The 20,462-nt window shown below is 61.3% G+C and carries 22 protein-coding genes and 2 pseudogenes; 12 read left to right on the top strand and 12 right to left on the bottom strand.

Annotation, left to right across the window (positions count from 1 at the left end; translation table 11 throughout):
* Nucleotide 1: 1 nt before the first annotated feature.
* Together NPS56_RS24695 and NPS56_RS24690 are read right to left on the bottom strand one after the other, a co-directional pair.
* A complete protein-coding gene (locus tag NPS56_RS24695) occupies nucleotides 2–724 on the bottom strand; it encodes a glycerophosphodiester phosphodiesterase (RefSeq protein WP_274077067.1) in 723 nt (240 codons plus the stop codon).
* Between the two features lie 14 nt (nucleotides 725–738).
* Nucleotides 739–1,320 (bottom strand): PilZ domain-containing protein, encoded by a 582-nt coding sequence (locus tag NPS56_RS24690; RefSeq protein ID WP_274077066.1) that lies wholly within the window; start codon nucleotides 1,318–1,320, stop codon nucleotides 739–741.
* A gap of 94 nt (nucleotides 1,321–1,414) precedes the next feature.
* Between NPS56_RS24690 and NPS56_RS24685 the strand changes: the two genes are divergently transcribed.
* The 3 genes from NPS56_RS24685 to NPS56_RS24675 all read left to right on the top strand — a co-directional run bounded on the left by NPS56_RS24685 (nucleotide 1,415) and on the right by NPS56_RS24675 (nucleotide 4,667).
* Nucleotides 1,415–2,665 (top strand): lipoprotein-releasing ABC transporter permease subunit, encoded by a 1,251-nt coding sequence (locus NPS56_RS24685; protein ID WP_274077065.1) that lies wholly within the window; start codon nucleotides 1,415–1,417, stop codon nucleotides 2,663–2,665.
* A gap of 7 nt (nucleotides 2,666–2,672) precedes the next feature.
* Nucleotides 2,673–3,356 carry a lipoprotein-releasing ABC transporter ATP-binding protein LolD gene (gene lolD / locus NPS56_RS24680; protein WP_274077064.1) on the top strand — a complete coding sequence of 228 codons (684 nt, stop codon included), beginning with the start codon at nucleotides 2,673–2,675 and terminating at the stop codon, nucleotides 3,354–3,356.
* Nucleotides 3,357–3,422: 66 nt separating this feature from the next.
* The gene (locus tag NPS56_RS24675; RefSeq protein WP_274077063.1) at nucleotides 3,423–4,667 is read left to right on the top strand and encodes a lipoprotein-releasing ABC transporter permease subunit; all 1,245 of its coding nucleotides are present in this window, start codon (nucleotides 3,423–3,425) and stop codon (nucleotides 4,665–4,667) included.
* A 123-nt stretch (nucleotides 4,668–4,790) separates the two neighbouring features.
* Here the strand turns inward: NPS56_RS24675 and NPS56_RS24670 are convergent, their stop codons facing one another.
* Nucleotides 4,791–6,140, bottom strand: coding sequence for a heavy metal sensor histidine kinase (locus tag NPS56_RS24670; RefSeq protein ID WP_274077062.1), 1,350 nt, complete (start codon nucleotides 6,138–6,140; stop codon nucleotides 4,791–4,793).
* Nucleotides 6,140–6,820: a heavy metal response regulator transcription factor gene (locus NPS56_RS24665; RefSeq protein ID WP_274077061.1), complete on the bottom strand. Its 681-nt coding sequence runs from the start codon at nucleotides 6,818–6,820 to the stop codon at nucleotides 6,140–6,142. The genes NPS56_RS24670 and NPS56_RS24665 overlap by 1 nt, the downstream gene beginning before the upstream one ends.
* A gap of 156 nt (nucleotides 6,821–6,976) precedes the next feature.
* On the opposite strand from NPS56_RS24665, the gene NPS56_RS24660 reads away from it, so the two are divergent.
* Both NPS56_RS24660 and queF read left to right on the top strand, forming a co-directional pair.
* Nucleotides 6,977–7,498: a cupredoxin domain-containing protein gene (locus NPS56_RS24660; RefSeq protein WP_274077060.1), complete on the top strand. Its 522-nt coding sequence runs from the start codon at nucleotides 6,977–6,979 to the stop codon at nucleotides 7,496–7,498.
* A gap of 61 nt (nucleotides 7,499–7,559) precedes the next feature.
* On the top strand, nucleotides 7,560–8,390 hold the full coding sequence (queF, locus tag NPS56_RS24655; RefSeq protein ID WP_274077059.1) for an NADPH-dependent 7-cyano-7-deazaguanine reductase QueF: 831 nt from the start codon (nucleotides 7,560–7,562) through the stop codon (nucleotides 8,388–8,390).
* 119 nt (nucleotides 8,391–8,509) lie between these two features.
* On the opposite strand, the gene NPS56_RS24650 is transcribed toward queF, so the two are convergent.
* Nucleotides 8,510–8,773, bottom strand: a complete 264-nt coding sequence (locus tag NPS56_RS24650; RefSeq protein WP_274077058.1) for a DUF4404 family protein — start codon at nucleotides 8,771–8,773, stop codon at nucleotides 8,510–8,512.
* A gap of 109 nt (nucleotides 8,774–8,882) precedes the next feature.
* Nucleotides 8,883–9,512 carry an HAD family phosphatase gene (locus tag NPS56_RS24645; RefSeq protein ID WP_274077057.1) on the bottom strand — a complete coding sequence of 210 codons (630 nt, stop codon included), beginning with the start codon at nucleotides 9,510–9,512 and terminating at the stop codon, nucleotides 8,883–8,885.
* 186 nt (nucleotides 9,513–9,698) lie between these two features.
* Here NPS56_RS24645 and NPS56_RS24640 point away from each other — a divergent pair, with 186 nt between their 5' ends.
* The 3 genes from NPS56_RS24640 (at nucleotide 9,699) to rssC (ending at nucleotide 12,382) form a co-directional block, all read left to right on the top strand.
* Nucleotides 9,699–10,388: an MlaA family lipoprotein gene (locus tag NPS56_RS24640; RefSeq protein WP_274077056.1), complete on the top strand. Its 690-nt coding sequence runs from the start codon at nucleotides 9,699–9,701 to the stop codon at nucleotides 10,386–10,388.
* 330 nt (nucleotides 10,389–10,718) lie between these two features.
* Nucleotides 10,719–11,900 carry a two-component system response regulator RssB gene (gene rssB / locus NPS56_RS24635; protein WP_274077055.1) on the top strand — a complete coding sequence of 394 codons (1,182 nt, stop codon included), beginning with the start codon at nucleotides 10,719–10,721 and terminating at the stop codon, nucleotides 11,898–11,900.
* Nucleotides 11,900–12,382, top strand: a complete 483-nt coding sequence (rssC, locus tag NPS56_RS24630; protein WP_274077054.1) for an anti-sigma factor antagonist RssC — start codon at nucleotides 11,900–11,902, stop codon at nucleotides 12,380–12,382. The genes rssB and rssC overlap by 1 nt, the downstream gene beginning before the upstream one ends.
* Nucleotides 12,383–12,579: 197 nt before the next feature.
* On the opposite strand, the gene tal is transcribed toward rssC, so the two are convergent.
* The 3 genes and pseudogenes from tal to NPS56_RS31415 all read right to left on the bottom strand — a co-directional run.
* On the bottom strand, nucleotides 12,580–13,506 hold the full coding sequence (gene tal / locus NPS56_RS24625) for a transaldolase (RefSeq protein ID WP_274077052.1): 927 nt from the start codon (nucleotides 13,504–13,506) through the stop codon (nucleotides 12,580–12,582).
* Between the two features lie 303 nt (nucleotides 13,507–13,809).
* Nucleotides 13,810–14,322 (bottom strand): annotated as a pseudogene (locus NPS56_RS31420) (methyl-accepting chemotaxis protein); the annotation flags it as partial.
* 345 nt (nucleotides 14,323–14,667) lie between these two features.
* Nucleotides 14,668–15,738: pseudogene (locus tag NPS56_RS31415) on the bottom strand (HAMP domain-containing protein); the annotation flags it as partial.
* A 429-nt stretch (nucleotides 15,739–16,167) separates the two neighbouring features.
* Here NPS56_RS31415 and NPS56_RS24615 point away from each other — a divergent pair.
* Nucleotides 16,168–17,484, top strand: coding sequence for a Na+/H+ antiporter family protein (locus NPS56_RS24615; RefSeq protein WP_274077050.1), 1,317 nt, complete (start codon nucleotides 16,168–16,170; stop codon nucleotides 17,482–17,484).
* A gap of 61 nt (nucleotides 17,485–17,545) precedes the next feature.
* Here the strand turns inward: NPS56_RS24615 and NPS56_RS24610 are convergent, their stop codons facing one another.
* Entirely contained in the window at nucleotides 17,546–18,478 is a 933-nt protein-coding gene (locus NPS56_RS24610) for a LysR family transcriptional regulator (protein ID WP_274077049.1), read from the bottom strand.
* A gap of 111 nt (nucleotides 18,479–18,589) precedes the next feature.
* Between NPS56_RS24610 and NPS56_RS24605 the strand changes: the two genes are divergently transcribed.
* The 3 genes from NPS56_RS24605 (at nucleotide 18,590) to NPS56_RS24595 (ending at nucleotide 19,795) form a co-directional block, all read left to right on the top strand.
* Nucleotides 18,590–19,084, top strand: coding sequence for a DMT family transporter (locus tag NPS56_RS24605; RefSeq protein WP_274077048.1), 495 nt, complete (start codon nucleotides 18,590–18,592; stop codon nucleotides 19,082–19,084).
* Nucleotides 19,084–19,542, top strand: a complete 459-nt coding sequence (locus tag NPS56_RS24600; RefSeq protein ID WP_274077047.1) for a DMT family transporter — start codon at nucleotides 19,084–19,086, stop codon at nucleotides 19,540–19,542. Before NPS56_RS24605 ends, NPS56_RS24600 begins: the two co-directional genes overlap by 1 nt.
* Nucleotides 19,543–19,633: 91 nt before the next feature.
* The gene (locus NPS56_RS24595; protein ID WP_274077046.1) at nucleotides 19,634–19,795 is read left to right on the top strand and encodes a metallothionein; all 162 of its coding nucleotides are present in this window, start codon (nucleotides 19,634–19,636) and stop codon (nucleotides 19,793–19,795) included.
* A 25-nt stretch (nucleotides 19,796–19,820) separates the two neighbouring features.
* On the opposite strand, the gene NPS56_RS24590 is transcribed toward NPS56_RS24595, so the two are convergent.
* Together NPS56_RS24590 and NPS56_RS24585 are read right to left on the bottom strand one after the other, a co-directional pair.
* Complete coding sequence (locus NPS56_RS24590) at nucleotides 19,821–20,093, bottom strand: hypothetical protein (RefSeq protein ID WP_274077045.1); 273 nt, start codon at nucleotides 20,091–20,093, stop codon at nucleotides 19,821–19,823.
* A gap of 32 nt (nucleotides 20,094–20,125) precedes the next feature.
* Nucleotides 20,126–20,353: a DUF6555 family protein gene (locus tag NPS56_RS24585; protein WP_020799440.1), complete on the bottom strand. Its 228-nt coding sequence runs from the start codon at nucleotides 20,351–20,353 to the stop codon at nucleotides 20,126–20,128.
* Between the last annotated feature and the right edge of the window lie 109 nt (nucleotides 20,354–20,462).

Below are 20,462 nucleotides of genomic sequence, written 5' to 3'. Positions count from 1 at the left end.
TTCAGCAATTCTCGAGCGTGGCAGTGGCCAAACCGGGAAAGTCTGTAATCAGGCTGTCAACGCCGAAATCAGCGAGCCTGCGCATCAGCGCGGGTTCGTTGACTGTCCACACCGACACATGCAGCCCCTGGCGCTGCGCCTTCTGCAGGCGTTCCGGCGTACACAGGGTCCAGTTCAGCGCGAGGATCTCGCAGCCGTAGCCTTGGGCGACCTTTAACGGGTCGAGCCAGGCGTATTCGGCCACCAGGCCGCGGGACACGTCCGGCACCAGGTCCAGAGCCGCCTTTAACACTTCCCGCGAACTCGAGGTGATGGTGATCCTGTCCAGCAGGCCATGCCGTTGGGCCATTTCGCGAATCGCCAGCACTGTCGTCGCGGCGCGGGTGCGTGAAGCGCTCTTGACCTCCAGTTGCCAATGCTCGAAATCGCATTGCTCGAACAGCTCTTCGAGGGTCGGGATCGGGCACGGTTTGATCCAGCCCGGGCCACCCTTGCGCGCGTCGTAGGTCACCAGCTCCGCTGCAGTGTGCTCGACCACCTTGCCGCGCCGGTCAGTGGTGCGCTTGAGCGTCGGGTCGTGGATGACCATCAGCTCGCCGTCCATGGACAGGTGCAGGTCCAGTTCACAACGGCGTACGCCGTGCTTGAGACATTCCTGAAAGCTGGTCAGGGTGTTTTCCGGTGCTTCGCCCTTGGCGCCGCGGTGGCCGTAGATGAGGGTCACGATTATTCCTTTATTTAAATGCCTGATTCGTTCAGTTCGCGGGCCAGGCGTCGTTCCTGGGCCTGCTTCTGCAAGATATGGCGCGCCAACAGTTGCCGCTGGGCATCGGTCAGGTGTTCGAACTCGGTGCCGACATCAAAGCCATCGCCCTTGCGGTCGCAATGGGTGACGCGCGCACGCAGCAACAGGCCCAGGGCCTGGGGCATCAGCACCAGCTTGATCGACAGGCGCGAACCGGCGGCGATGGGGGAAGGGTGCTGGAAGTCGATGCCGCCTTCGGAGATGATCACCGGCTGCGGTTCGCCGATCTGCCCGAGCACGGTGATGGCGATCACCTGGCTGAGCAGATCGATGCGCTTGTTCTGGGATTTGAGGAACGCCGCGAGGTTGCGGTCGCGCTCGCTGATCTGGCGCAGCAGGTGCTGCGACTCGAATTCGCTCAGGTGCAGTTCGCTGAGCAGATTGAACAGTGGGGAAGCATCCTGCAACACTTCCTGCCCGGCGGCTTCGAGGGCGGACAGGGGCCGAATTTCCAGTGCGATCATGTCCTCGATACGGTAGTATTCGCGGCGATCTTCTTCATCTAATGTCGACATGGCGAACCCATGGTAGCGGCGGTGGTCTGAGTGTAAAGCTGGTTATCGACCCCCGCCACAAGGACGTTCCTTTTCCCTCCGAACAAGCCCCGACATGTTCAGACCTCTCTTCGTATTTATCGGCACGCGTTATACCCGTGCAAAGCGTCGCAATCATTTTGTGTCATTCATTTCCCTGACCTCGATGATCGGACTCGCCCTTGGCGTGGTCGTGATGATCGTGGTGCTGTCGGTCATGAACGGCTTCGATCATGAGATGCGCACCCGCGTGCTGGGCATGGTGCCCCACGCGACCATCGAATCCGGCGAGCCGCTCAGCGATTGGCAGGGCCTGGCCGCCAAGGTCAAGCAGAACCCTCAGGTGACGGCCGTGGCGCCGTTCACGCAGATGCAGGGTTTGCTGACCAACAACGGCAAGGTCAACAAGATCCTGCTCAATGCCATCGACCCGGCGCAGGAACGCCAGGTATCGATCATCGACAACTTCATGACCCAGGGCAAACTCGACGACCTGGCGCCGGGCGAGTTCGGCATCGTCATCGGCGACAAGGCGGCGGCCAAGCTCGGTGCGGCCATCGGCGACAAGCTGACGTTCGTCGCGCCGGAAGTCACCGTGACTCCCGCCGGGATGTTCCCGCGCATGAAGCGCTTCACCGTGGTCGGCATCTTCCATGTCGGCGCCGGCGAGCTCGATGGTTACCTGGGCATCACCAATCTCCAGGACCTGGCGCGCCTGCATCGCTGGAAGCCGGATCAGGTGCAGGGCCTGCGGCTGAAGTTCGACGACCTGTTCCAGGCGCCGCGCACGGCGTGGAGCATCGCCCGCGAGCTGGGCGAGGACCGTTTCTATGCCCGCGACTGGACCCGCACCCACGGCAACCTATACCAGGCGATCCGCATGGAAAAAGCCATGATCGGCCTGTTGCTGCTGCTGATCGTCGCGGTCGCTGCGTTCAACATCATTTCCACGCTGGTGATGGTGGTGAACGACAAGAAGAGTGACATCGCGATCCTGCGCACCCTCGGCGCCACGCCGGGCACGATCATGCGCACGTTCATGGTCCAGGGCACGGTGATCGGCGTGGTCGGCACGGCCATCGGCGCGGTGGTCGGGATCTTCGCCGCGCTCAATGTCAGCGCGGCGATCTCGGCGCTTGAAGGCCTGATCGGCCACAAATTCCTCAACGCCGACGTGTATTTCATCGATTACCTGCCGTCGCAGGTGCAGAGCCAGGATGTCCTGATGGTCTGCTGCGCGGCGTTGGTCCTGAGTTTCCTCGCCACCCTGTATCCCGCCTGGCGTGCCGCGCGCACCCAGCCGGCGGAGGCGCTACGTTATGAGTGAGTCGGGCATGAGTGATAAAGCAATCTTGAGCTGCCGCAGCCTGGGCAAATCCTACGAGGAAGGCCCAGAGTCGGTGGAAGTGTTGGCGGGCCTGCAACTGGAGTTGCACCCGGGCGAGCGTGTGGCGATCGTCGGCAAGTCGGGCTCGGGCAAGAGCACCTTGCTCAACCTGCTGGGCGGCCTCGATACGCCGACCAAGGGCAGCGTCTGGCTCGACGGCGAAGAGCTGTCGGCGCTGAGCGAGAAAAAACGCGGGCTGCTGCGTAACCGTGCCCTGGGCTTCGTGTACCAGTTCCACCACCTGCTGCCGGAATTCACCGCCCTGGAGAACGTCTGCATGCCGCTGCTGATCGGCAAGACCGCGATCCCCGAGGCGCGTCAACGTGCCACCGCGTTGCTGACGCGGGTAGGGCTGGGCCACCGACTGGAGCACAAGCCGGCGGAGCTGTCCGGTGGCGAACGCCAGCGCGTGGCCATCGCCCGCGCCCTGGTGAACAATCCGGGCCTGGTGATGCTCGACGAGCCGACCGGCAACCTCGACTCCCACACCGCCCAGGGCATCCAGGACTTGATGCTGGAACTCAGCACCTCGATGCGCACGGCGTTCCTGGTGGTGACCCACGACATGAACCTGGCCCGCCAGATGGACCGCGTCCTGCACTTGCAGGAAGGTTGCCTGACGCCTATCTGACCGGTTGCAACCCGACGGCACTGAAAAGCCAGTCGGGTTTTCTATTTTTATACGGTGCCCCAGCGAATGTTCAGACCGTTATCGATCTTTATCGGCACGCGCTATACCCGCGCCAAGCGCCGCAATCGCTTCGTTTCCTTCATCTCGATGACCTCGATGATCGGCCTCGCCCTGGGCGTGCTGGCCATGATCGTGGTGCTGTCGGTGATGAACGGCTTCCAGCGCGAAATGAGCTCACGCATCCTTGGCATGGTCCCGCACGCGACCATCGTCGGGGTCAATCCCATCGATGACTGGCAGCCCGTTGCGGCGGCCGCGATGAAAAACCCGCAAGTCACGGCCGCCGTGCCGTTCACCGAGATGGAAGGCATGCTGTCCTACAAGGGCACGATGCAGCCGATCCAGGTCAGCGGCATCGATCCGGCGCTGGAAGGCAAGGTGTCGATCGTCGCCCAGCATATCGTCCAGGGGCGGTTGGATGCGTTGAAGCCGGGCGAGTTTGGCGTGGTGATCGGCGAGATCACGGCGCGGCGTTTTCGCCTGAATGTCGGCGACAAGATCACCCTGATCGTGCCGGAAGTCAGCAATGCGCCGGGCGGCATCACCCCGCGCATGCAACGGCTGAACGTGGTCGGGGTGTTCAAGGTCGGTGCCGAACTGGACGGTTCGATGGCACTGATCCACATGGCCGATGCCGCGCAGATGCAGCATTGGGCGCCGAACCAGGTGCAGAGCGTGCGCCTGGCGGTGAAGGACCTGTACGCCGCGCCGCAAGTGTCGAGCGACATCGCCACGGGGCTGGGCGCCGCCTACAAGGCTGACGACTGGACCCACACCCAGGGCAGCCTGTTCAGCGCCATGAAGATGGAAAAAACCATGATTGGCCTGTTGTTGCTGATGATTGTCGCGGTGGCGGCATTCAATATCATCGCCACCTTGATCATGGTGGTGAACGACAAGGGCGCGGACATCGCGATCCTGCGCACCATCGGCGCCACGCCACGGCAGATCATGGCGATCTTCATCGTCCAGGGCACCGTGATCGGGATTGTAGGCACCCTGATCGGCGGCATGCTGGGCGTGATTGCGGCGTTGAATGTCAGTGCCATGGTCGGCTGGGTAGAGCGGGTCAGCGGGCAGCACATCTTCAGTTCCGATGTGTATTTCGTCAGCAATTTGCCGTCGGAATTGCAGGGTGCGGACGTTGCGCTGATCTGCACGGCGGGGTTTGTCATGAGCTTTTTGGCCACGGTTTATCCGGCGTGGCGTGCGGCGAAGATCGAGCCGGCTCACGCGTTGCGTTATTCGTAAGCGCTGATACCGCTATCGCCGGCAGGCCAGCTCCCACAGGGATCGCGTCGTACACAAATTATGTGAACGTCACAAAATACTGTGGGAGCTGGCCTGCCGGCGATGAGGCCGGCCCGGCTAGCCTCAATCTCCCTTGGGCAACTCAATCACAAACCTGGTCCACCCATCAGCCGATTCACAACGAATCTGCCCACCATGGGCACGGATGATCGACTGGGTAATCGCCAACCCCAACCCCGCATGCTCACTGCTGCCTTCATGTCGCGCCGGATCAGCCCGGTAGAAACGATCAAACAGGCGCGGCAGCAAATCCGCTGAAATCCCCTCACCGCTATTTTCCACTGTCAGCTTCAATCCATTGGCCTGATCGACAATCCGCACCCGAACCTCGCCCCCAACCGGGGTAAACCGCAATGCATTGTCCAGCAAGTTGGACAGCGCCCGGCGCAACATACTGCGGTCACCCTCGATGCATGCATTTCCGTCGCGGCTCAAGGTGAGTTGAGTGTCCTCGGCCAGGGGCGCAAAAAACTCCAGCAACACATCCACTTCCTCAGCCAGTTCCAGCGGTTCGCGCTTGGGCATCAACAAACCGTGGTCGGCCTTGGCCAGGTACAGCATGTCGTTGACCAGTTGCGCCATCCACTGCAGTTCCTCGAGGTTGCTGTGCAGCGCTTCGCGATAATCCTCGAGGGGGCGCTCACGGGTGAGGGTGACCTGGGTGTGGGTCAGCAGGTTCGACAGCGGTGTGCGCAGCTCATGGGCAATGTCGGCGGAGAAGGCCGAGAGCCGTTGGAAGGCGTCGTCAAGTCGCCCTAGCATGGCGTTGAAGTGGAGGGCCAATTGCGCCAGCTCCGGCGGCATGTTGTCTTCCGGCAGGCGTGCGTTCAGCGAGTGCGCCGAGACCCCACGGGCGACCGCGCTCATGCGGCGCAACGGTCGCAACCCGCTGCGCGCGGCCCAGGCACCCAGCAGGGCAGTGGCCAGGGCGGACAGGCCGACAGTCAGCCAGATCAGGTGTTGCATGCGTTGCAGAAAATGCTGGTGATGGGTGATGTCCAGCAGCAGGGTCAGTTGCGGCGAATCGACCTGGTCGAGGTACAGCGGCGCGTTCAGCACGCGATAGTCGGTGCCGTCGTGGCTCACCGTGGACAAGCCGGGCTGGCGCGGCAAGGTCGGCGGCAGGCGCGGGGAGCTGTCATGCCAGCGGCGGCCATCGCTGCCACTGATGCGCAGTGACAGGTCGGCCTGGCGACTCAATTCGTCGGCCAGCCGGGCTTGACCTTCGCTTGATTGGATATCCGGCAATGCCCTTCGTAATCCAACAAGCTTGGCGTCCAGCAACTGTTGGTCGAGCTCGATGAAGTGCGCCTCACTGGCGCGGCTGAACAGAAACCCGGCGAACAGCGAGACCACGGCGGTGCACGCGGCGAACAATAGTGCCAGGCGCGCGCTCAAGGACAGCCGGCGCATCAGGGCTGGCGCTCTTCAAGCACGTAGCCCATGCCGCGCACGGTGTGGATCAGTTTGTTCGGGAACTCGTCGTCGATCTTCAGGCGCAAGCGGCGGATCGCGACTTCGATGACGTTGGTGTCGCTGTCGAAATTCATGTCCCAGACCTGGGAGGCGATCAGCGATTTGGGCAGGACTTCGCCCTGGCGGCGCAGGAGCATTTCCAGCAGGGCGAACTCCTTGGCGGTCAGGTCGATGCGCTGGCCGCTGCGCTCGACGCGGCGACGGATCAGGTCCAGGCGCAGGTCGGCCAGTTGCAGGCAGGTTTCCTGGGGTGGGGTGCTGCCACGGCGCAACAGGCTGCGGACCCGCGCGAGCAACTCGGAGAAGGCGAACGGCTTGACCAGGTAATCGTCGGCGCCCAGCTCCAGGCCGTGTACCCGGTCTTCCACGGCGTCCCGGGCGGTGAGGAACAGCACCGGCGTGTCGAGGCCGGCGCTGCGCACCGCTTGCAGGATCTGCCAGCCATCGCGACCGGGCAGCATCACATCGAGAATCAGCAGGGCATAGTCACCGCTCAGCGCCAGTTGCTGACCGGTGCTGCCGTCGGCCACCAGTTCCGTGGTGAACCCGGCCTCGTTGAGGCCCTGGCGCAGGTAATGGCCGGTTTTCGGTTGGTCTTCGACGATCAGCAGTTTCATGGGCGACTCGGGCTAAATGGCACGACAGCGTTATACCTTGGGCGACGACGCTGCAGGCCAAGCTGACAAAGTTGTAATCTGGCTGTCAGGTAACGGGCAGCGATGGCAGTTTAGAGTTTTCCACAGGCTGAACCTTGATCTTGTTGGAGTACTTCGATGTTTTTGCGCAAATCCGTGTTGTTGGCCAGCTGTCTGTTGGCGCTGAGTTCGCCGGTGTGGGCATCGCCGGCGCAAACCTGGGATTTTGGTCAGTCGGCACCGACCGCCAAGGCGAGCCGCAGCGTCGAGGTGGTCATGGGTGACATGACGTTCACCCCCAAGGCGATCGAGATCAAGGCCGGGGAAACGGTGCGCTTCGTGCTGGTGAATAAAGGCCAGTTGCTGCACGAATTCAACCTCGGCGATGCCGCGATGCATGCCAGGCATCAGCAGGAAATGCTGCAGATGCAGCAACACGGCATGCTCACGCCTACCGGCGTGAAGGCAATGGACCACAGCGCCATGGCCGGAATGGGCCATGGCATGCAGCACGACGACCCCAACAGCGTGCTGGTGGAGCCTGGCAAGACCGCCGAGCTGACCTGGACGTTCACCAAGGCCACCAGCCTCGAATTTGCCTGCAACATCCCCGGTCATTACCAGGCCGGCATGGTAGGCAAATTGACTGTCAGTCAGTAAGCACTCAAAGGCTGCGGCAAAGGCTGGTAGAATCCTCTGATTCTTCCGTCAGGTTTCCGCCATGCATCCCGCAGCCGAACACTCGCCGCTGGGCAAATCCAGCGAATACATTGCCACTTACACGCCGTCCCTGTTGTTTCCGATCCCGCGCACCGCGAAATGGGCGGAGCTGGGCCTGACGGCTGAAACACTGCCGTACAAAGGCCTGGATTTCTGGAACTGCTTCGAACTGTCGTGGTTGTTGCCATCGGGCAAACCGGTGGTGGCGATCGGCGAATTCAGCATTCCAGCGGATTCGCCGAACATCATCGAATCCAAGTCGTTCAAGCTCTACCTCAACTCCTTGAACCAGACGCCGTTTGCCGACACCGCCAGCCTCGAATCGACCCTGGCCAAGGACCTGTCGGCCGCCGCCGGCAAGACCGTGGGCGTGCGCATCCGCAGCCTGAAAGAAGTCGAGGCCGAAGGTGTGGTGGCATTGCCAGGGGAGTGCATCGACGATCTGGATATCAGCGTCAGCACCTACGAGCACCCGCGCCCGGACCTGCTGCGTTGTGATCATTCGCGCGTTGTCGAAGAGAGCGTGCACAGCCATTTGCTCAAGTCCAATTGCCCGGTGACCAGCCAGCCGGACTGGGGCAGCGTGGCGGTGGAGTACCGTGGCGCGGCGCTGCATCACGCGAGCCTGCTTGCGTACATCGTCAGCTTCCGCCAGCACTCGGACTTCCATGAGCAGTGCGTGGAGCGGATTTTCCTTGATCTGCAGCGGTTACTGAAGCCTGAGAAATTGACGGTGTTTGCGCGGTATGTGCGGCGGGGTGGGTTGGATATCAATCCGTATCGCAGTACTGAAGAGGTGCAACTGCCGAACCATCGCCTGGTCCGCCAGTAAATGATTTGTAGGAGCAAGCTTGCTCGCGATGGAGGTCAACGATAACGCGGGAAGCCTGACTCCCCGCGGTGATCTCTGGTTTTTCGCGAGCAAGCTCGCTCCCACATGTATCTGCAGGATCAGATGCCCATGCTGTGCAGGGCTGTGCCAATCCGGCGCAGGGCGTCGGAGAGGGTCGGGTGTTCGAGTTCGAAGCGTTCGACGGCCATGTTGACGTTATCGGCGAGGTTGACGTCCTGGGTCTTGGTTTCGAGCTCCAGCTCAAATTCAATCTGTTGCATCAGCTTGTGCAGGTCTTCGCGCTCGACTTCGGTCAGCGGAGGATTCTGGTCCAATTGCTCGCGCAGGGCATTGAGCTGTTCTTGCAGTTCGCGGGCAGACATGGCGTTCTTCCTTTTATCGATAGGCACTGGCATAGACCGCGACGGCGCGCCAAAGGTCTATGGCTTATCTTTAGATTAATCCACTCGCGCCTAACCTGCATGATCTGTATCAGGGCTTTTCGCCCTTGAGCCGACGCAAACTGATGTCTGCCAGGCAAGTGTCGAGTTCACCGAGGTGATCGATCACCGAATGCACGCCCAGGCCGAACAGCTGCACCGTGGCCTTGCTGCGCTTGATGTCGCGTTCCTGTGCGGACAATGCCTGCCATTGCGCCGGCGACAGCCCGCAGAGCGAGCCGCAGGAGGCCAGGCCGATGGTCCACAACCCGGCATTGAGACCCGATTGCAGCAGTCGCGGTTCGCCACTGACCAGCACGCAGCCTTCCAGGCGTTCGATGTCCAGGGCCATCAAGGCTTGCCAGCACGCATCCGGTGCCGGCCAGGGTTTGATTGTTGCAAGCTGTTGCAGAGGCTGCGAAGGCTTGATCCATTGCGGCAGGCCGATAGCCAAAGCATGGCTGGTCGAGGGAGGTAGTTCATCGAGCCAGGCGCAGGGGATCTGCTGGCGCTGCAAGCTGTGCAGGCTGTCCAGGGCGCCGGGGGTGACCTCGGCGTGATCGGCACCATGGCTGGCCTGAAGGCGCATGCAGGCGCCGAAATCCACCAGGCAACCACTCAGGCCGAACAGCACGGCAGTCAGGTTCGGCGCGGTTTGCGGGGTGATTTCGGCGTGTGGCATGTCTACGTCCCTGAAATAGCCTCGAGGCTAAAGGGCGACGGTGACAGTTGAGTGACACTGTTGTGAATTGCTCGCCCTGTGAGGGGGGCGGGTCCAATACTGCCTAAAGTGGCAGTTACGTCTTATACTATCGATCTTTGCGCCGGGCCAAGCGCCCCGCGACGTTACAGTCCAAGGAGTTTTTCTATGCGCTGGAGCAATCCTCTCGCTCGGCTTTGTGTGTGCGCCAGTGCGCTGCTGGTTCCGTTTGCTGCCCAGGCAGCCTCGGAAGATGATCCTTGGGAAGGCGTCAACCGTCCGATCTTCGAGTTCAACGACTTCGTCGATACCTATGCCTTGAAACCTTTGGCCCAGGGCTATCAGTTCGTGACGCCAGAGTTTCTCGAAGATGGCATCCACAACATGTTCCGCAACGTCGGCGATGTGACCAACCTCGCCAACAATATCCTCCAGGTCAAACCTCACGCGGCGGGTATCGACACGGCGCGCCTGCTCTTCAACACCACCTTCGGCCTGCTGGGCTTCTTCGACGTGGGTACCCACATGGGCCTGCACCGCAATGACGAAGACTTCGGCCAGACCCTGGGTTACTGGGGCGTTGGCAGTGGTCCCTACGTGATGTTGCCCCTGCTCGGCCCAAGTACGCTGCGTGATGCGCCCTCGAAGTACGTCGACGGCTACACCGGCCCGTACCGCTACATCCACGATGTACCGGTGCGTAACTCGATCTTCGGCCTGAACATCGTCGATACCCGTGCGAGCCTGCTGTCCTCCGAGAAGCTGATCACCGGCGACAAGTACACCTTCATCCGCAACGCTTATCTGCAAAACCGTGAATTCAAGGTGAAAGACGGCCAGGTCGAAGACGATTTCTGATCTCGACCGGTAAGAAACAAGGCGGCCAACGAGCCGCCTTGTTCGTTTTTATTGCCCTGAGCGACCTTTCATTGGGTTTCGGTTTTGCAGGTTCTTATAACTCCCGGTGATTTGAAAAGTCTCGTCGCCAAGAGACCATCGGCGTGAGCTTGAAACGCCTCGCGGATGGGAGTACCGTCTGCGCCTTAGAAGGGCACCTCTGGTGGACCTGTGAGTCGGGTAAACGCTCGAAAACAGTGCAGCAGAGAGGCTAGAAAGCGAATCCAGTAGTCTGAGCCGGGCGAAAATCCGAGCCGCTACGCCAACCTAATTCTGGCGCCGTTTGCCCACATGCCAAAAACCAGTGCCACGCTGCTGATAATCGATGATGACGAAGTAGTGCGCGCGAGCCTCGCGGCCTATTTGGAAGACAGTGGTTTCAGCGTCTTGCAGGCCAGCAATGGCCAGCAGGGTCTTCAGGTATTCGAGCAAGACAAGCCCGACCTGGTCATCTGCGATCTGCGCATGCCACAGATGGGCGGTCTCGAACTCATCCGTCAAGTCACCGAGCTGTCACCGCAAACACCGGTGATCGTGGTGTCGGGTGCCGGCGTCATGAACGACGCGGTCGAGGCCCTGCGCCTGGGCGCAGCGGATTACCTGATCAAGCCTCTCGAAGATCTGGCCGTGCTCGAGCACTCGGTGCGTCGGGCCCTGGATCGCGCACGCCTGCTGGTGGAAAACCAGCGCTACCGCGAGAAGCTGGAAAAGGCCAACCGCGAGCTCGCCGCCAGCCTGAACCTGCTCCAGGAAGACCAGAACGCCGGTCGCCAGGTGCAGATGAACATGCTGCCGGTCAGCCCCTGGACCATCGACGATTTCAAGTTTGCCCACCAGATCATTCCGTCGCTGTACCTGTCGGGTGATTTTGTCGACTATTTCCGGGTCGACGAGCGCCGGGTAGCGTTCTACCTGGCGGACGTTTCCGGGCATGGCGCCTCTTCAGCCTTCGTCACCGTGCTGTTGAAATTCATGACCACGCGCCTGTTGTTCGAGTCCAAGCGCAACGGCACCTTGCCGGAATTCAAGCCGTCTGAAGTGCTTGGGCATATCAACCGGGGCCTGATCAGTTGTAAGCTGGGCAAACACGTCACAATGGTCGGTGGAGTCATCGACGAGGAGACAGGTTTGTTGACCTATAGCATCGGTGGTCATTTGCCGTTGCCTGTGTTGTACACACCCGACAGTGTTCGTTACCTGGAAGGGCGTGGTCTGCCGGTAGGCCTCTTCAATGAAGCCACCTACGAGGATCACGTGCTGGAATTGCCGCCGACGTTCAGCCTGACGCTGATGTCTGATGGCATTCTGGACCTTTTGCCGGAACCCACACTCAAAGAAAAAGAGGCTGCCTTGCCCGAACGGGTCAAGGCGGCGGGCGGCAGCCTGGATGGCCTGCGGCAGGTTTTTGGATTGGCCACGCTTGGGGAGATGCCGGATGATATCGCCCTGTTGGTGTTGAGCAGGAATCTTTGATGAGTACCGGTAGAATCCAGTTCGCCGAGCAGGACGGCACCTTTGTCCTGAAATTCGTCGGTGAAGTTCGCCTGACCCTGTGTTCGGCGTTGGATGCAACTATTGAGCGGATCTTCACCGCGTTGAATTTCAACGCGATCGTGATCGACCTGACCGAAACCCGCAGCATCGACAGCACCACCCTGGGCCTGCTGGCCAAACTGTCGATCCTGTCGCGGCAGAAGGTCGGACTGCTGCCAACCGTTGTCACCACCCATGAAGACATCACCCGTCTGTTGCAGTCGATGGGGTTCGAGCAGGTGTTCAACATCGTCGACCAGCCGGTGCCATGCCCGGAATGCCTGGACGACCTGCCTGATCAGGATCAGTCGGAGGAGGTGGTGCGGATCAAGGTGCTGGAAGCGCACAAGATCCTCATGGGCTTGAACGACTCCAATCGGGAAGCCTTTCATGACCTGGTGAATGCTTTGGAGCGGCACTGATCTATTAAAGTGATGTTGGCCGGGCTGGCCTCATCGCCAGCAGGCTGGCTCCCACATTGGATCTGTTGCGTGAACAAATCCCCCTGTAGGAGCTGGCTTGCCAGCGAAGGCGTCCGCAAGAACACCTCACTCGATCAGGACTCACAAAAAAGGGCGAACCCACCAAGGTTCGCCCTTTTTGCATTACGCGATGCAGATCACAGCTTGGCCTGCAACAACGCCTCCAGCTTCTCCTGGTCCCGGGCGAATTGACGAATACCCTCGGCTAGTTTCTCGGTGGCCATGGCGTCTTCGTTGGACAGCCAGCGGAATTGCGCTTCATTGAGGTTCAGGCGCGCTTCACCGGCGCTGCCCGGCGCCAGTTTACGCTCCAGCTTGCCGGTGTCCGCCGCCAGCTTGTCGATCAGGTCGGGGCTGATGGTCAGGCGGTCGCAACCGGCCAGTTGCTCGATCTGGCCGAGGTTGCGGAAGCTCGCGCCCATGACCACGGTCTTGTAGTCATTGGCCTTGTAGTAGTTGTAGATGCGCGTCACCGACTGCACGCCCGGATCATCGGCGCCGACGTAGTCGTTACCGTTGGCTTTCTTGTACCAGTCGTAGATGCGGCCCACGAACGGCGAAATCAGGAACACCCCGGCGTCGGCGCAGGCAGCCGCCTGGGCAAACGAGAACAGCAGGGTCAGGTTGGTCTGGATGCCTTCCTTTTCCAGGATCTCGGCAGCGCGGATACCTTCCCAGGTGGAGGCGATCTTGATCAGCACCCGGTCGCGGCCGATACCGGCGTTTTCGTACAGCTCGATCAGACGGTGCGCTCGCTTGAGTACGGCGTCAGTGTCGAACGACAGGCGCGCATCCACTTCGGTGGAAATACGGCCGGGAATCACCTTGAGGATTTCCTGCCCCACCGCGACGCCAAAACGGTCGCTGGCCAGGCCCACATCGCCCTTGCAGTCGGCGACGCAAGCGTTGAGCAGTTCGGCATAAGCAGGAATGGCCGCTGCCTTGAGCAGCAGGGAAGGGTTGGTGGTGGCGTCCACGGGCTTGACGCGAGCGATTGCTTCGAAGTCGCCGGTGTCGGCAACCACGGTGGTCATCTGTTTGAGTTGTTCCAGCTTGGAAGTCATGGGCGTGCTCTGTCCTATGGGTCTGATGACATTACCCGAGCGCTGACAGCCACTCAAGGGCATGTATGTGTATCGATGGCCCCGGGGGCAACAACCGCAAAACGGCTGTTTGAATGGCGGGGCGCGGTATCGGTAGATAGGATGCCGAAACGCCGCGCAGGTTCCGGGCAACTGACCGGGTGTGCATAGATAGACCTGTGGGAGCGGGCTTGCTCGCGAATGCGGTGTGTCAGTCGATACTCATGTTGACTGACACACCGCATTCGCGAGCAAGCCCGCTCCCACATTGGATGTGTGTATGGGCTAAACGCGGAACTGATCCATCAGGCTCTGCTGTTGATTGGCCAGGCGATTGAGCGATTGGCTCACCCGCGCCGACTCGTTGGCTTGCCCCGACAGCGACTCGGTGACGTCGCGGATGGTCGCCACGTTGTGGTTGATTTCCTCGGCCACGGCACTTTGCTCTTCGGCGGCGCTGGCGATCTGCAGGTTCATGTCGCTGATCACGGTGACCGCGTCGCCGATCTGCTGCAGCGCCGTCACGGCCTGACCAACCTGTTCGACGCTGTCCTGGGCCTGGCGGTGGCTGTTGCCCATCGAACCGACCACGTCCTGGGTGCCGCTTTGCAGTTGTTCGATCACCACGCGGGTTTCTTCGACCGACTCCTGGGTGCGCCGCGCCAGGTTGCGCACTTCATCGGCCACCACGGCAAAACCGCGCCCGGCTTCACCGGCCCGGGCGGCTTCGATGGCGGCATTGAGGGCCAGCAGGTTGGTCTGTTCGGCAATCGCGCGAATCACTTCCAGCACCGAACCGATTTTCTCGCTGTTGGCCGCCAGGCCTTCGACCTGGACCATCGCCGCGCTCATGTCGGCGGCGAGGTTGTCGATGCTCGCGGTGGTGCGGTCGATCACGGTCAGGCCCTGGCGAGTTGCCTGATCGGCATCGCGCGCCGCCTGTGCCGCTTGTGCGGCGCTGCGGGCGACGTCCTGGGCGGTTGCGCTCATTTCGTGGGAGGCGGTCGCGACCTGGTCGACCTGACGGTATTGCTGCTCCATGCCGGCGCTGGTCTGGGTGGCGATGGCGGACGACTGGTCCGCCGTGCCGCGGGCGTCCTGCACCGAGCGTTTCACCTCGGCGATGATCGGTTGCAGCTTGTCGAGGAAACGGTTGAACCAGCCCGCCAGTTGGCCCAGTTCATCCTGTTTGTCATAGGCCAGGCGGCGGGTCAGGTCACCTTCACCGCTGGCGATGTCCTGGAGCATGTGCGCCACGCCGAGGATCGGCCGGGTCACGCTGCGCGCCATCAGCCACACCAGCAGCAAGCCGATCAGCGCGGCGAGGATGCCCAGGCCGAGTTCGGTCAGGGTGCCGGCGGTATTGCTGTCATCCAGTTGCTTTTTCAGGGTCTCGGCCGGGCCGACCAGGACTTTTTCCGGCACGTCGAGCAACACGCCCCAGGCTTTGCCGCCGGGAATCGGCTGGAATGGCGCCAGCACTTTCAATTGCTGATTATTGTGCAGGCTGGCGGTCGTGCTGCTGGCGGCGAGCATGCGCATCAGCTCGGCGCCGGTGCGGGTGTCCACGGCTTCCAGGCGCTGGCTGAGTTTGCTGGCATCGGCACTGTAACCGGCGAGCAGGCCGGCCGGGCTGACGATGCTGACGCTGGTCTGGCCGTCGTAGAGCTTCTCGCTCGCGCTTTGGCTGATCGCCTGCAGGCTGTTGAGGTTGATGTCCACCGACAGCGAAGCGATGACCTTGCCGTTGACCATCAACGGGAACACGATGCTGGTCATCAGCACATTCTGGCCGTCGATCACATAGAAGTACGGCTCGATCACGCAAGGCGTGAGGCGCGCGCGCGGGCAGGTGAACCAGGCGTTGGCCGGTTCGCCGCTGGGGCCGGTGCTGGTGTCGGCCATGTCGCTTTCGGGCAGCGCCATGGAGGTCACCTTGCCCGGTGTCGGCTGCGACCAATAGAGGGCGAAACGGCCCTTGTCGTTGCTCCCCAGCTCCGCCTGGCCGCTGAACAGTTCGTCCTTGCCGTCCAGGGCGTTGGGTTCGAACACCAGGGACAGTCCGAGCAGGTCGGGGTTGGCTTGCAGTGCCGACTTGACCTGGCGGGTCAGGTCTTCGCGCAGGTCGAAGGCATCGAGGAAGCGTTTTTCCGCCTGGTCGCGCAGGAACAGCACCTGGCGCGAGAAACCATGGCCATATTGATAGGCGTCCATGAACTGCTGGCGGATCATCAGCGCCTGGTTTTCACCCTGGGACTCGATCCGCGCCTGGGCCGCTTCGGTCAGCATCTCCATGCTCGAGGCTTTCACCAGCGCGGAACTGTGCTCCATGCGATACAGCGAAAGACCCACCAGCAGGGTCACGATGCCCGCCAGGCAGAGGCCGGCCAACAGGGTGATTTTCCATTGAATGGAAAGTTGTCTGAGCGACATGGAGGCGTCCTTATTCGATAAATATCTGCGACTTTGCTCTGTAACGGCCTGAAAGCAGCTTTCTTGAGCCAAAACTTGTCGCTTGAGGCTTGCAGCTTGCAGCGGCTTCCTTCAAAGTGCGCGCCCTCTAATAAAACCTGTTCCTTTATCCGCTGGCGGCTCTCGCAGACTGCCGGCCGGACTCTTTTCGCTTGCCCAGAGGTAACGACAATGAATGCAGTAATTGCCGCGGTCGGCATCATGCTGATACTCAGCCTGTCCCGCGTGCATGTGGTCATCGCGCTGATCGTAGGGGCGCTGGTGGGGGGGCTGACCGGTGGCCTTGGCATCGACGCGACCCTCAAGGCGTTCAATAGCGGCTTGGGCGGTGGTGCGACGGTGGCGTTGTCCTATGCGTTGCTCGGCGCGTTTGCGGTGGCGATTGCCAAGTCCGGCCTGGCCCATGCCCTGGCTGACAAGGCCCTGGCAATGGTCGATCGCCAACATGCCAATGGCGGTGGCCAGGTCAAATGGCTGCTGATCGGCCTGTTGTGGGTCGTGGCCATCGCGTCCCAGAACATCATGCCGATCCATATCGCGTTCATTCCATTGCTGGTGCCGCCGCTTCTGTATGTGCTGACCAAGCTGCAGCTCGATCGCCGGTTGATCGCCTGCGTCATGACCTTCGGCCTGATCACCCCGTACATGTTCCTGCCGGTGGGCTTCGGCAACATCTTCCTGAATGAGATCCTGCTGGCCAACGTCGCCCGCAGCGGCGTCGATATCAGCGGCATCAACGTGACTCACGCCATGGGTATCCCGGCACTGGGCATGGTGGTAGGCCTGCTGATCGCGTTTGTCAGTTACCGCAAGAAGCGCGTCTACGACCTGGCAAAGATCGAACAGGTCGAGCAGGTCGCGGTGCAGTACAACCCGCTGAGCCTGATGGTTGCCGGCGTGGCCATTGCCGCGGCGTTCATCATCCAGCTGCTGCTGGATTCGATGATCATCGGCGCGTTGGTGGGTTTCCTGATTTTTTCGGCGTCGGGCATCGTCAAGTGGCGTGACACCGATGAGCTGTTCACCGAAGGCATGAAGATGATGGCGATGATCGGCTTCATCATGATCGCCGCGTCCGGCTTTGGCGAAGTGATCAAGGCCACCGGAGAAGTACAGACGCTGGTCGAAACCTCGGCCTCGTGGATCGGCCACAGCAAGGCCGTCGGCGCCTTGCTGATGTTGCTGGTCGGGCTGTTGGTGACCATGGGCATCGGTTCGTCGTTTTCCACGGTGCCGATCCTGGCGGTGATTTTCGTGCCCTTGTGCGTGCAGCTGGGCTTCAGCCCGATCGCCATCGTCTGTATCGTCGGCACCGCGGGTGCATTGGGCGACGCCGGTTCGCCGGCTTCGGATTCGACTCTTGGGCCGACTTCAGGCCTGAACATCGACGGCCAGCATCACCACATCTGGGACACCGTGGTCCCGACTTTCCTGCACTACAACCTGCCGTTGCTGGTGTTCGGCTGGATTGCGGCGATGGTGCTCTGATTTCACATACGGCAGCGAAGGCGGCATAACGGCCACCCTCGCATCGCCAGCAAGCCGGCTCCTACAGGTCCCAATACGGCACTTCGCCAAAGCATTCGACAAAAAAGTCGATCACCGTCCTGACCTTCACCGACAGGCGCCGGCTGCCGGGCCAGAGCACGGCGATCTGCTGCGGCTCGAGGCTGTTGGACACCTGGTAGTCCCCCAGCACCGGCACCAGCGTGCCGTTGCGCACGGCCTCGCCGATCAACCACGACGGAAACATCACCAGCCCCAGGCCCTGCTCGGCGGCCTGGGTCAGGGTGTCGGCGTGGTTGCCGGTGATCGGCCCTTTCACCGTATAGGGTGTCCAGGGCAATTGGCCTTTGCGGAAAAACCAGCGCTGCAGGCCTGACACGCCTTTGTAGGCCAGGCATTGATGAGCAGCGAGATCGTCTGGATGTTGTGGCGTGCCGTGGCGTTGCAGGTACGCCGGGCTCGCCGCGACCTGAAAGCGATGGGGCGCGAGGATCCGCCCCTGCATGCTGGAGTCATGCATTGGGCCAATGCGAAACAGCAGGTCGGCGCCTTCCTGTAACGCCGAGACATAGCTGTCGGTCTGCTGAATGTCCAGTTGCAATTTGGGATAGCGCGCACACAACTGCCCCAGCCACGGCGTCAAATGCCGCTGGCCGAACACCACTGGCGCGTTGATCCGTACCAGTCCGCTGGGCTCGCTTTGCTGTTCCTGCAGCGCCTGTTCGGCTTCTTCCAGTTGCACCAGTACCAGTCGCGCGTGTTCACCCAGCAATCGCCCGGCCTCGGTGGGCGTGACGGCGCGCGTGTGGCGGTAAAGCAATTGCTGGCCCAGGGCCTGTTCCATCAACTGGATCTGGCGGGAAATCGAAGAGGGCGCCAGGCCCTCGCGGCGGGCGACTTCGGAAAAGCTGCCGTGATCGAGCACCGCGACAAATAGCCGAAGTGCCTTGAATCCCAGTTCGTTGAGGCCGTGCATGGTCAGTCCTGCTGTGCGAGTTACGCAAAAGTGTTGTCAGGATGCTCCCATTTATCGCAAAGCACTGCCAATCGATAATGCGCGCCATGTTTCTCGAACGGAGTTTTATCGATGCAGTCTTCTTCTCTCGACAACGTCGGTGCTGCAGTGGCACCGAGCACCCGGCCAGGGTTGCGGCTACTGCTGCTGCCCCTGGTGATCCTGGCGGGCATGGGCCTGTCCGTGGAGGCCGGTTTGCTCGGGCCCTTGGGCGTTCAGGTCGGTCACCTGTGGGCGACCTTGAGCATCTTTGGCGTCGGCTCGGCGATCCTGTTTTTCCTGTTGTTGCTCAGCGGCCCGCAAAAGGGCCCGGCGCTGAGCGAATTACCGCGCTGGCAGCTGATCGGCGGTTTTCTCGGGCCGATCTATGTCGTGGTGCTGACGCTGGCGACACCGCACATCGGTATCGCGATGACCATGATCGCCATCCTGTCCGGGCAGGTCGGCAAAAGTGTGCTGATCGACCATTTCGGCTGGTTCGGCACCACTCGCAAGAAGGTCAACGCTGAACGCTGGCTGGCCTTGCTGCTGATTGTCGCGGCACTTGTCCTGATTGCACGGGGTTGATGATGAGTCTGATTATTTTGTTGGCAGTGGTCGTGGCGGCCGGGGCGATCCTGAGTGTGCAGGCGGCGATCAACGGGCGTCTGGGGGAAACGGTCGGGGTGTTGCGCAGCAGCTTGCTGACCTTCGTGGTGGGCGCGGTGCTGACCGGGTTGCTGATCGTTTTTTTTGAACCGGCCCATGCCACGAGCCTGCTGGACGTGCCGAAGTGGCAGCTCAGCGGGGCGGTGTTTGGCGTGGTCTACATGATAGTCATGGTCGGTGCGGTGCCACGGGTGGGGACGGCGGTGGCGACCGTGGCGGTGATCGTCGGGCAACTGGGGATGGGGATGCTGATCGATAATTTTGGCTGGCTGGGCAATCCGGCCATCGAGTTATCGGGGAGCCGGGTGTTGGCGATGGTGCTGTTGGGGCTGGCCCTGGTGTTCATGTACCGCAGCAGCAGTCTGGTTGCGGGTTGAACGGTCAGGTGTACGCTTGATCAACTCCTACACTGGTACAACGGGTTGCTGATGCGGCCCGCCGACGACCACTGCCCAAGGAGTCAGCGCCATGACTGATGAAAAAAGCGTCTGTGACTGTCCGAAATGCAACTGCAAGCTCGGTGAACATCCGATCGTGCGCCACGGCAAGCATTACTGCTGTGAAGCCTGTTCCAAGCACCACGAGCACGGCGAAGAGTGCGCCCATAAAGGCTGCAAGTGCGCCCACTGACACTTGCAGCGCGGGAACGTGGGGCCTAGTCAGGCTCCACTTCCAGTTTCAGGCTGTCGTCGTCAAGCCGTTCGCTGTGGCGCACGGTGCCGGCCAGGCGTCGTCCATCGACCCTCACCACCACCGTCTTGGCCTGTTCCAGGTCTTCCGGCAATGGCGCTGGAACGCGGATCGCGAAGCGCATTGGATCATCTTCGACCTGTTCCAGGCCGACCCGGCATTCGGTGCTCTTGGTGATGCGGCCGAACAACGTATCCAGACCGTAGTCCAGATGTGCAGGGCTGCTGACGAGTGTCATTTGCTGATCCCCCAATCCTGAGCGCTGCCGGGTTAACCGGCCGGGCGCCACTTGACGTTTTCCACGCCGAATTTTTCCGCCATCGGTTTGCTGGTCTTCTGCACTTTTTCGCGGCCGAAGCGAGGGATACGTCCGACCCCCGCGTCGCAGCTTGCCCAATGCCATGCCTCCGCGTTGTCCATTTTGTCCAGACGGATGATGAACGACTTGGGGACGCCATGAAGAGTGTATTCAATGACGAACAGTTTTGCGTTGTTCATAGAGCCTTTCTTCCTCCCTGTGTACATAGAGGGATCGTTGGGCGATGGGAAAATTCATTCGGATTGGCGGACGGTGAATTCATGACCGCTTCGCGAGCCGGCTCACTGC

The organism is Pseudomonas putida (genome assembly GCF_028682635.1).
GTDB lineage: Bacteria > Pseudomonadota > Gammaproteobacteria > Pseudomonadales > Pseudomonadaceae > Aquipseudomonas > Aquipseudomonas putida_AE.
This window is presented reverse-complemented; position numbering and strand designations above follow the sequence as displayed.

Bases quoted from the DNA above. Each gene is read 5' to 3' on its own strand.
- NPS56_RS24690 (WP_274077066.1), bottom strand. From the start codon at position 1,320: ATGTCGACATTAGATGAAGAAGATCGCCGCGAATACTACCGTATCGAG.
- NPS56_RS24685 (WP_274077065.1), top strand. From the start codon at position 1,415: ATGTTCAGACCTCTCTTCGTATTTATCGGCACGCGTTATACCCGTGCA.
- lolD (WP_274077064.1), top strand. From the start codon at position 2,673: ATGAGTGATAAAGCAATCTTGAGCTGCCGCAGCCTGGGCAAATCCTAC.
- NPS56_RS24675 (WP_274077063.1), top strand. From the start codon at position 3,423: ATGTTCAGACCGTTATCGATCTTTATCGGCACGCGCTATACCCGCGCC.
- NPS56_RS24670 (WP_274077062.1), bottom strand. From the start codon at position 6,140: ATGCGCCGGCTGTCCTTGAGCGCGCGCCTGGCACTATTGTTCGCCGCG.
- NPS56_RS24665 (WP_274077061.1), bottom strand. From the start codon at position 6,820: ATGAAACTGCTGATCGTCGAAGACCAACCGAAAACCGGCCATTACCTG.
- NPS56_RS24660 (WP_274077060.1), top strand. From the start codon at position 6,977: ATGTTTTTGCGCAAATCCGTGTTGTTGGCCAGCTGTCTGTTGGCGCTG.
- queF (WP_274077059.1), top strand. From the start codon at position 7,560: ATGCATCCCGCAGCCGAACACTCGCCGCTGGGCAAATCCAGCGAATAC.
- NPS56_RS24650 (WP_274077058.1), bottom strand. From the start codon at position 8,773: ATGTCTGCCCGCGAACTGCAAGAACAGCTCAATGCCCTGCGCGAGCAA.
- NPS56_RS24645 (WP_274077057.1), bottom strand. From the start codon at position 9,512: ATGCCACACGCCGAAATCACCCCGCAAACCGCGCCGAACCTGACTGCC.
- NPS56_RS24640 (WP_274077056.1), top strand. From the start codon at position 9,699: ATGCGCTGGAGCAATCCTCTCGCTCGGCTTTGTGTGTGCGCCAGTGCG.
- rssB (WP_274077055.1), top strand. From the start codon at position 10,719: ATGCCAAAAACCAGTGCCACGCTGCTGATAATCGATGATGACGAAGTA.
- rssC (WP_274077054.1), top strand. From the start codon at position 11,900: ATGAGTACCGGTAGAATCCAGTTCGCCGAGCAGGACGGCACCTTTGTC.
- tal (WP_274077052.1), bottom strand. From the start codon at position 13,506: ATGACTTCCAAGCTGGAACAACTCAAACAGATGACCACCGTGGTTGCC.
- NPS56_RS24615 (WP_274077050.1), top strand. From the start codon at position 16,168: ATGAATGCAGTAATTGCCGCGGTCGGCATCATGCTGATACTCAGCCTG.
- NPS56_RS24610 (WP_274077049.1), bottom strand. From the start codon at position 18,478: ATGCACGGCCTCAACGAACTGGGATTCAAGGCACTTCGGCTATTTGTC.
- NPS56_RS24605 (WP_274077048.1), top strand. From the start codon at position 18,590: ATGCAGTCTTCTTCTCTCGACAACGTCGGTGCTGCAGTGGCACCGAGC.
- NPS56_RS24600 (WP_274077047.1), top strand. From the start codon at position 19,084: ATGATGAGTCTGATTATTTTGTTGGCAGTGGTCGTGGCGGCCGGGGCG.
- NPS56_RS24595 (WP_274077046.1), top strand. From the start codon at position 19,634: ATGACTGATGAAAAAAGCGTCTGTGACTGTCCGAAATGCAACTGCAAG.
- NPS56_RS24590 (WP_274077045.1), bottom strand. From the start codon at position 20,093: ATGACACTCGTCAGCAGCCCTGCACATCTGGACTACGGTCTGGATACG.
- NPS56_RS24585 (WP_020799440.1), bottom strand. From the start codon at position 20,353: ATGAACAACGCAAAACTGTTCGTCATTGAATACACTCTTCATGGCGTC.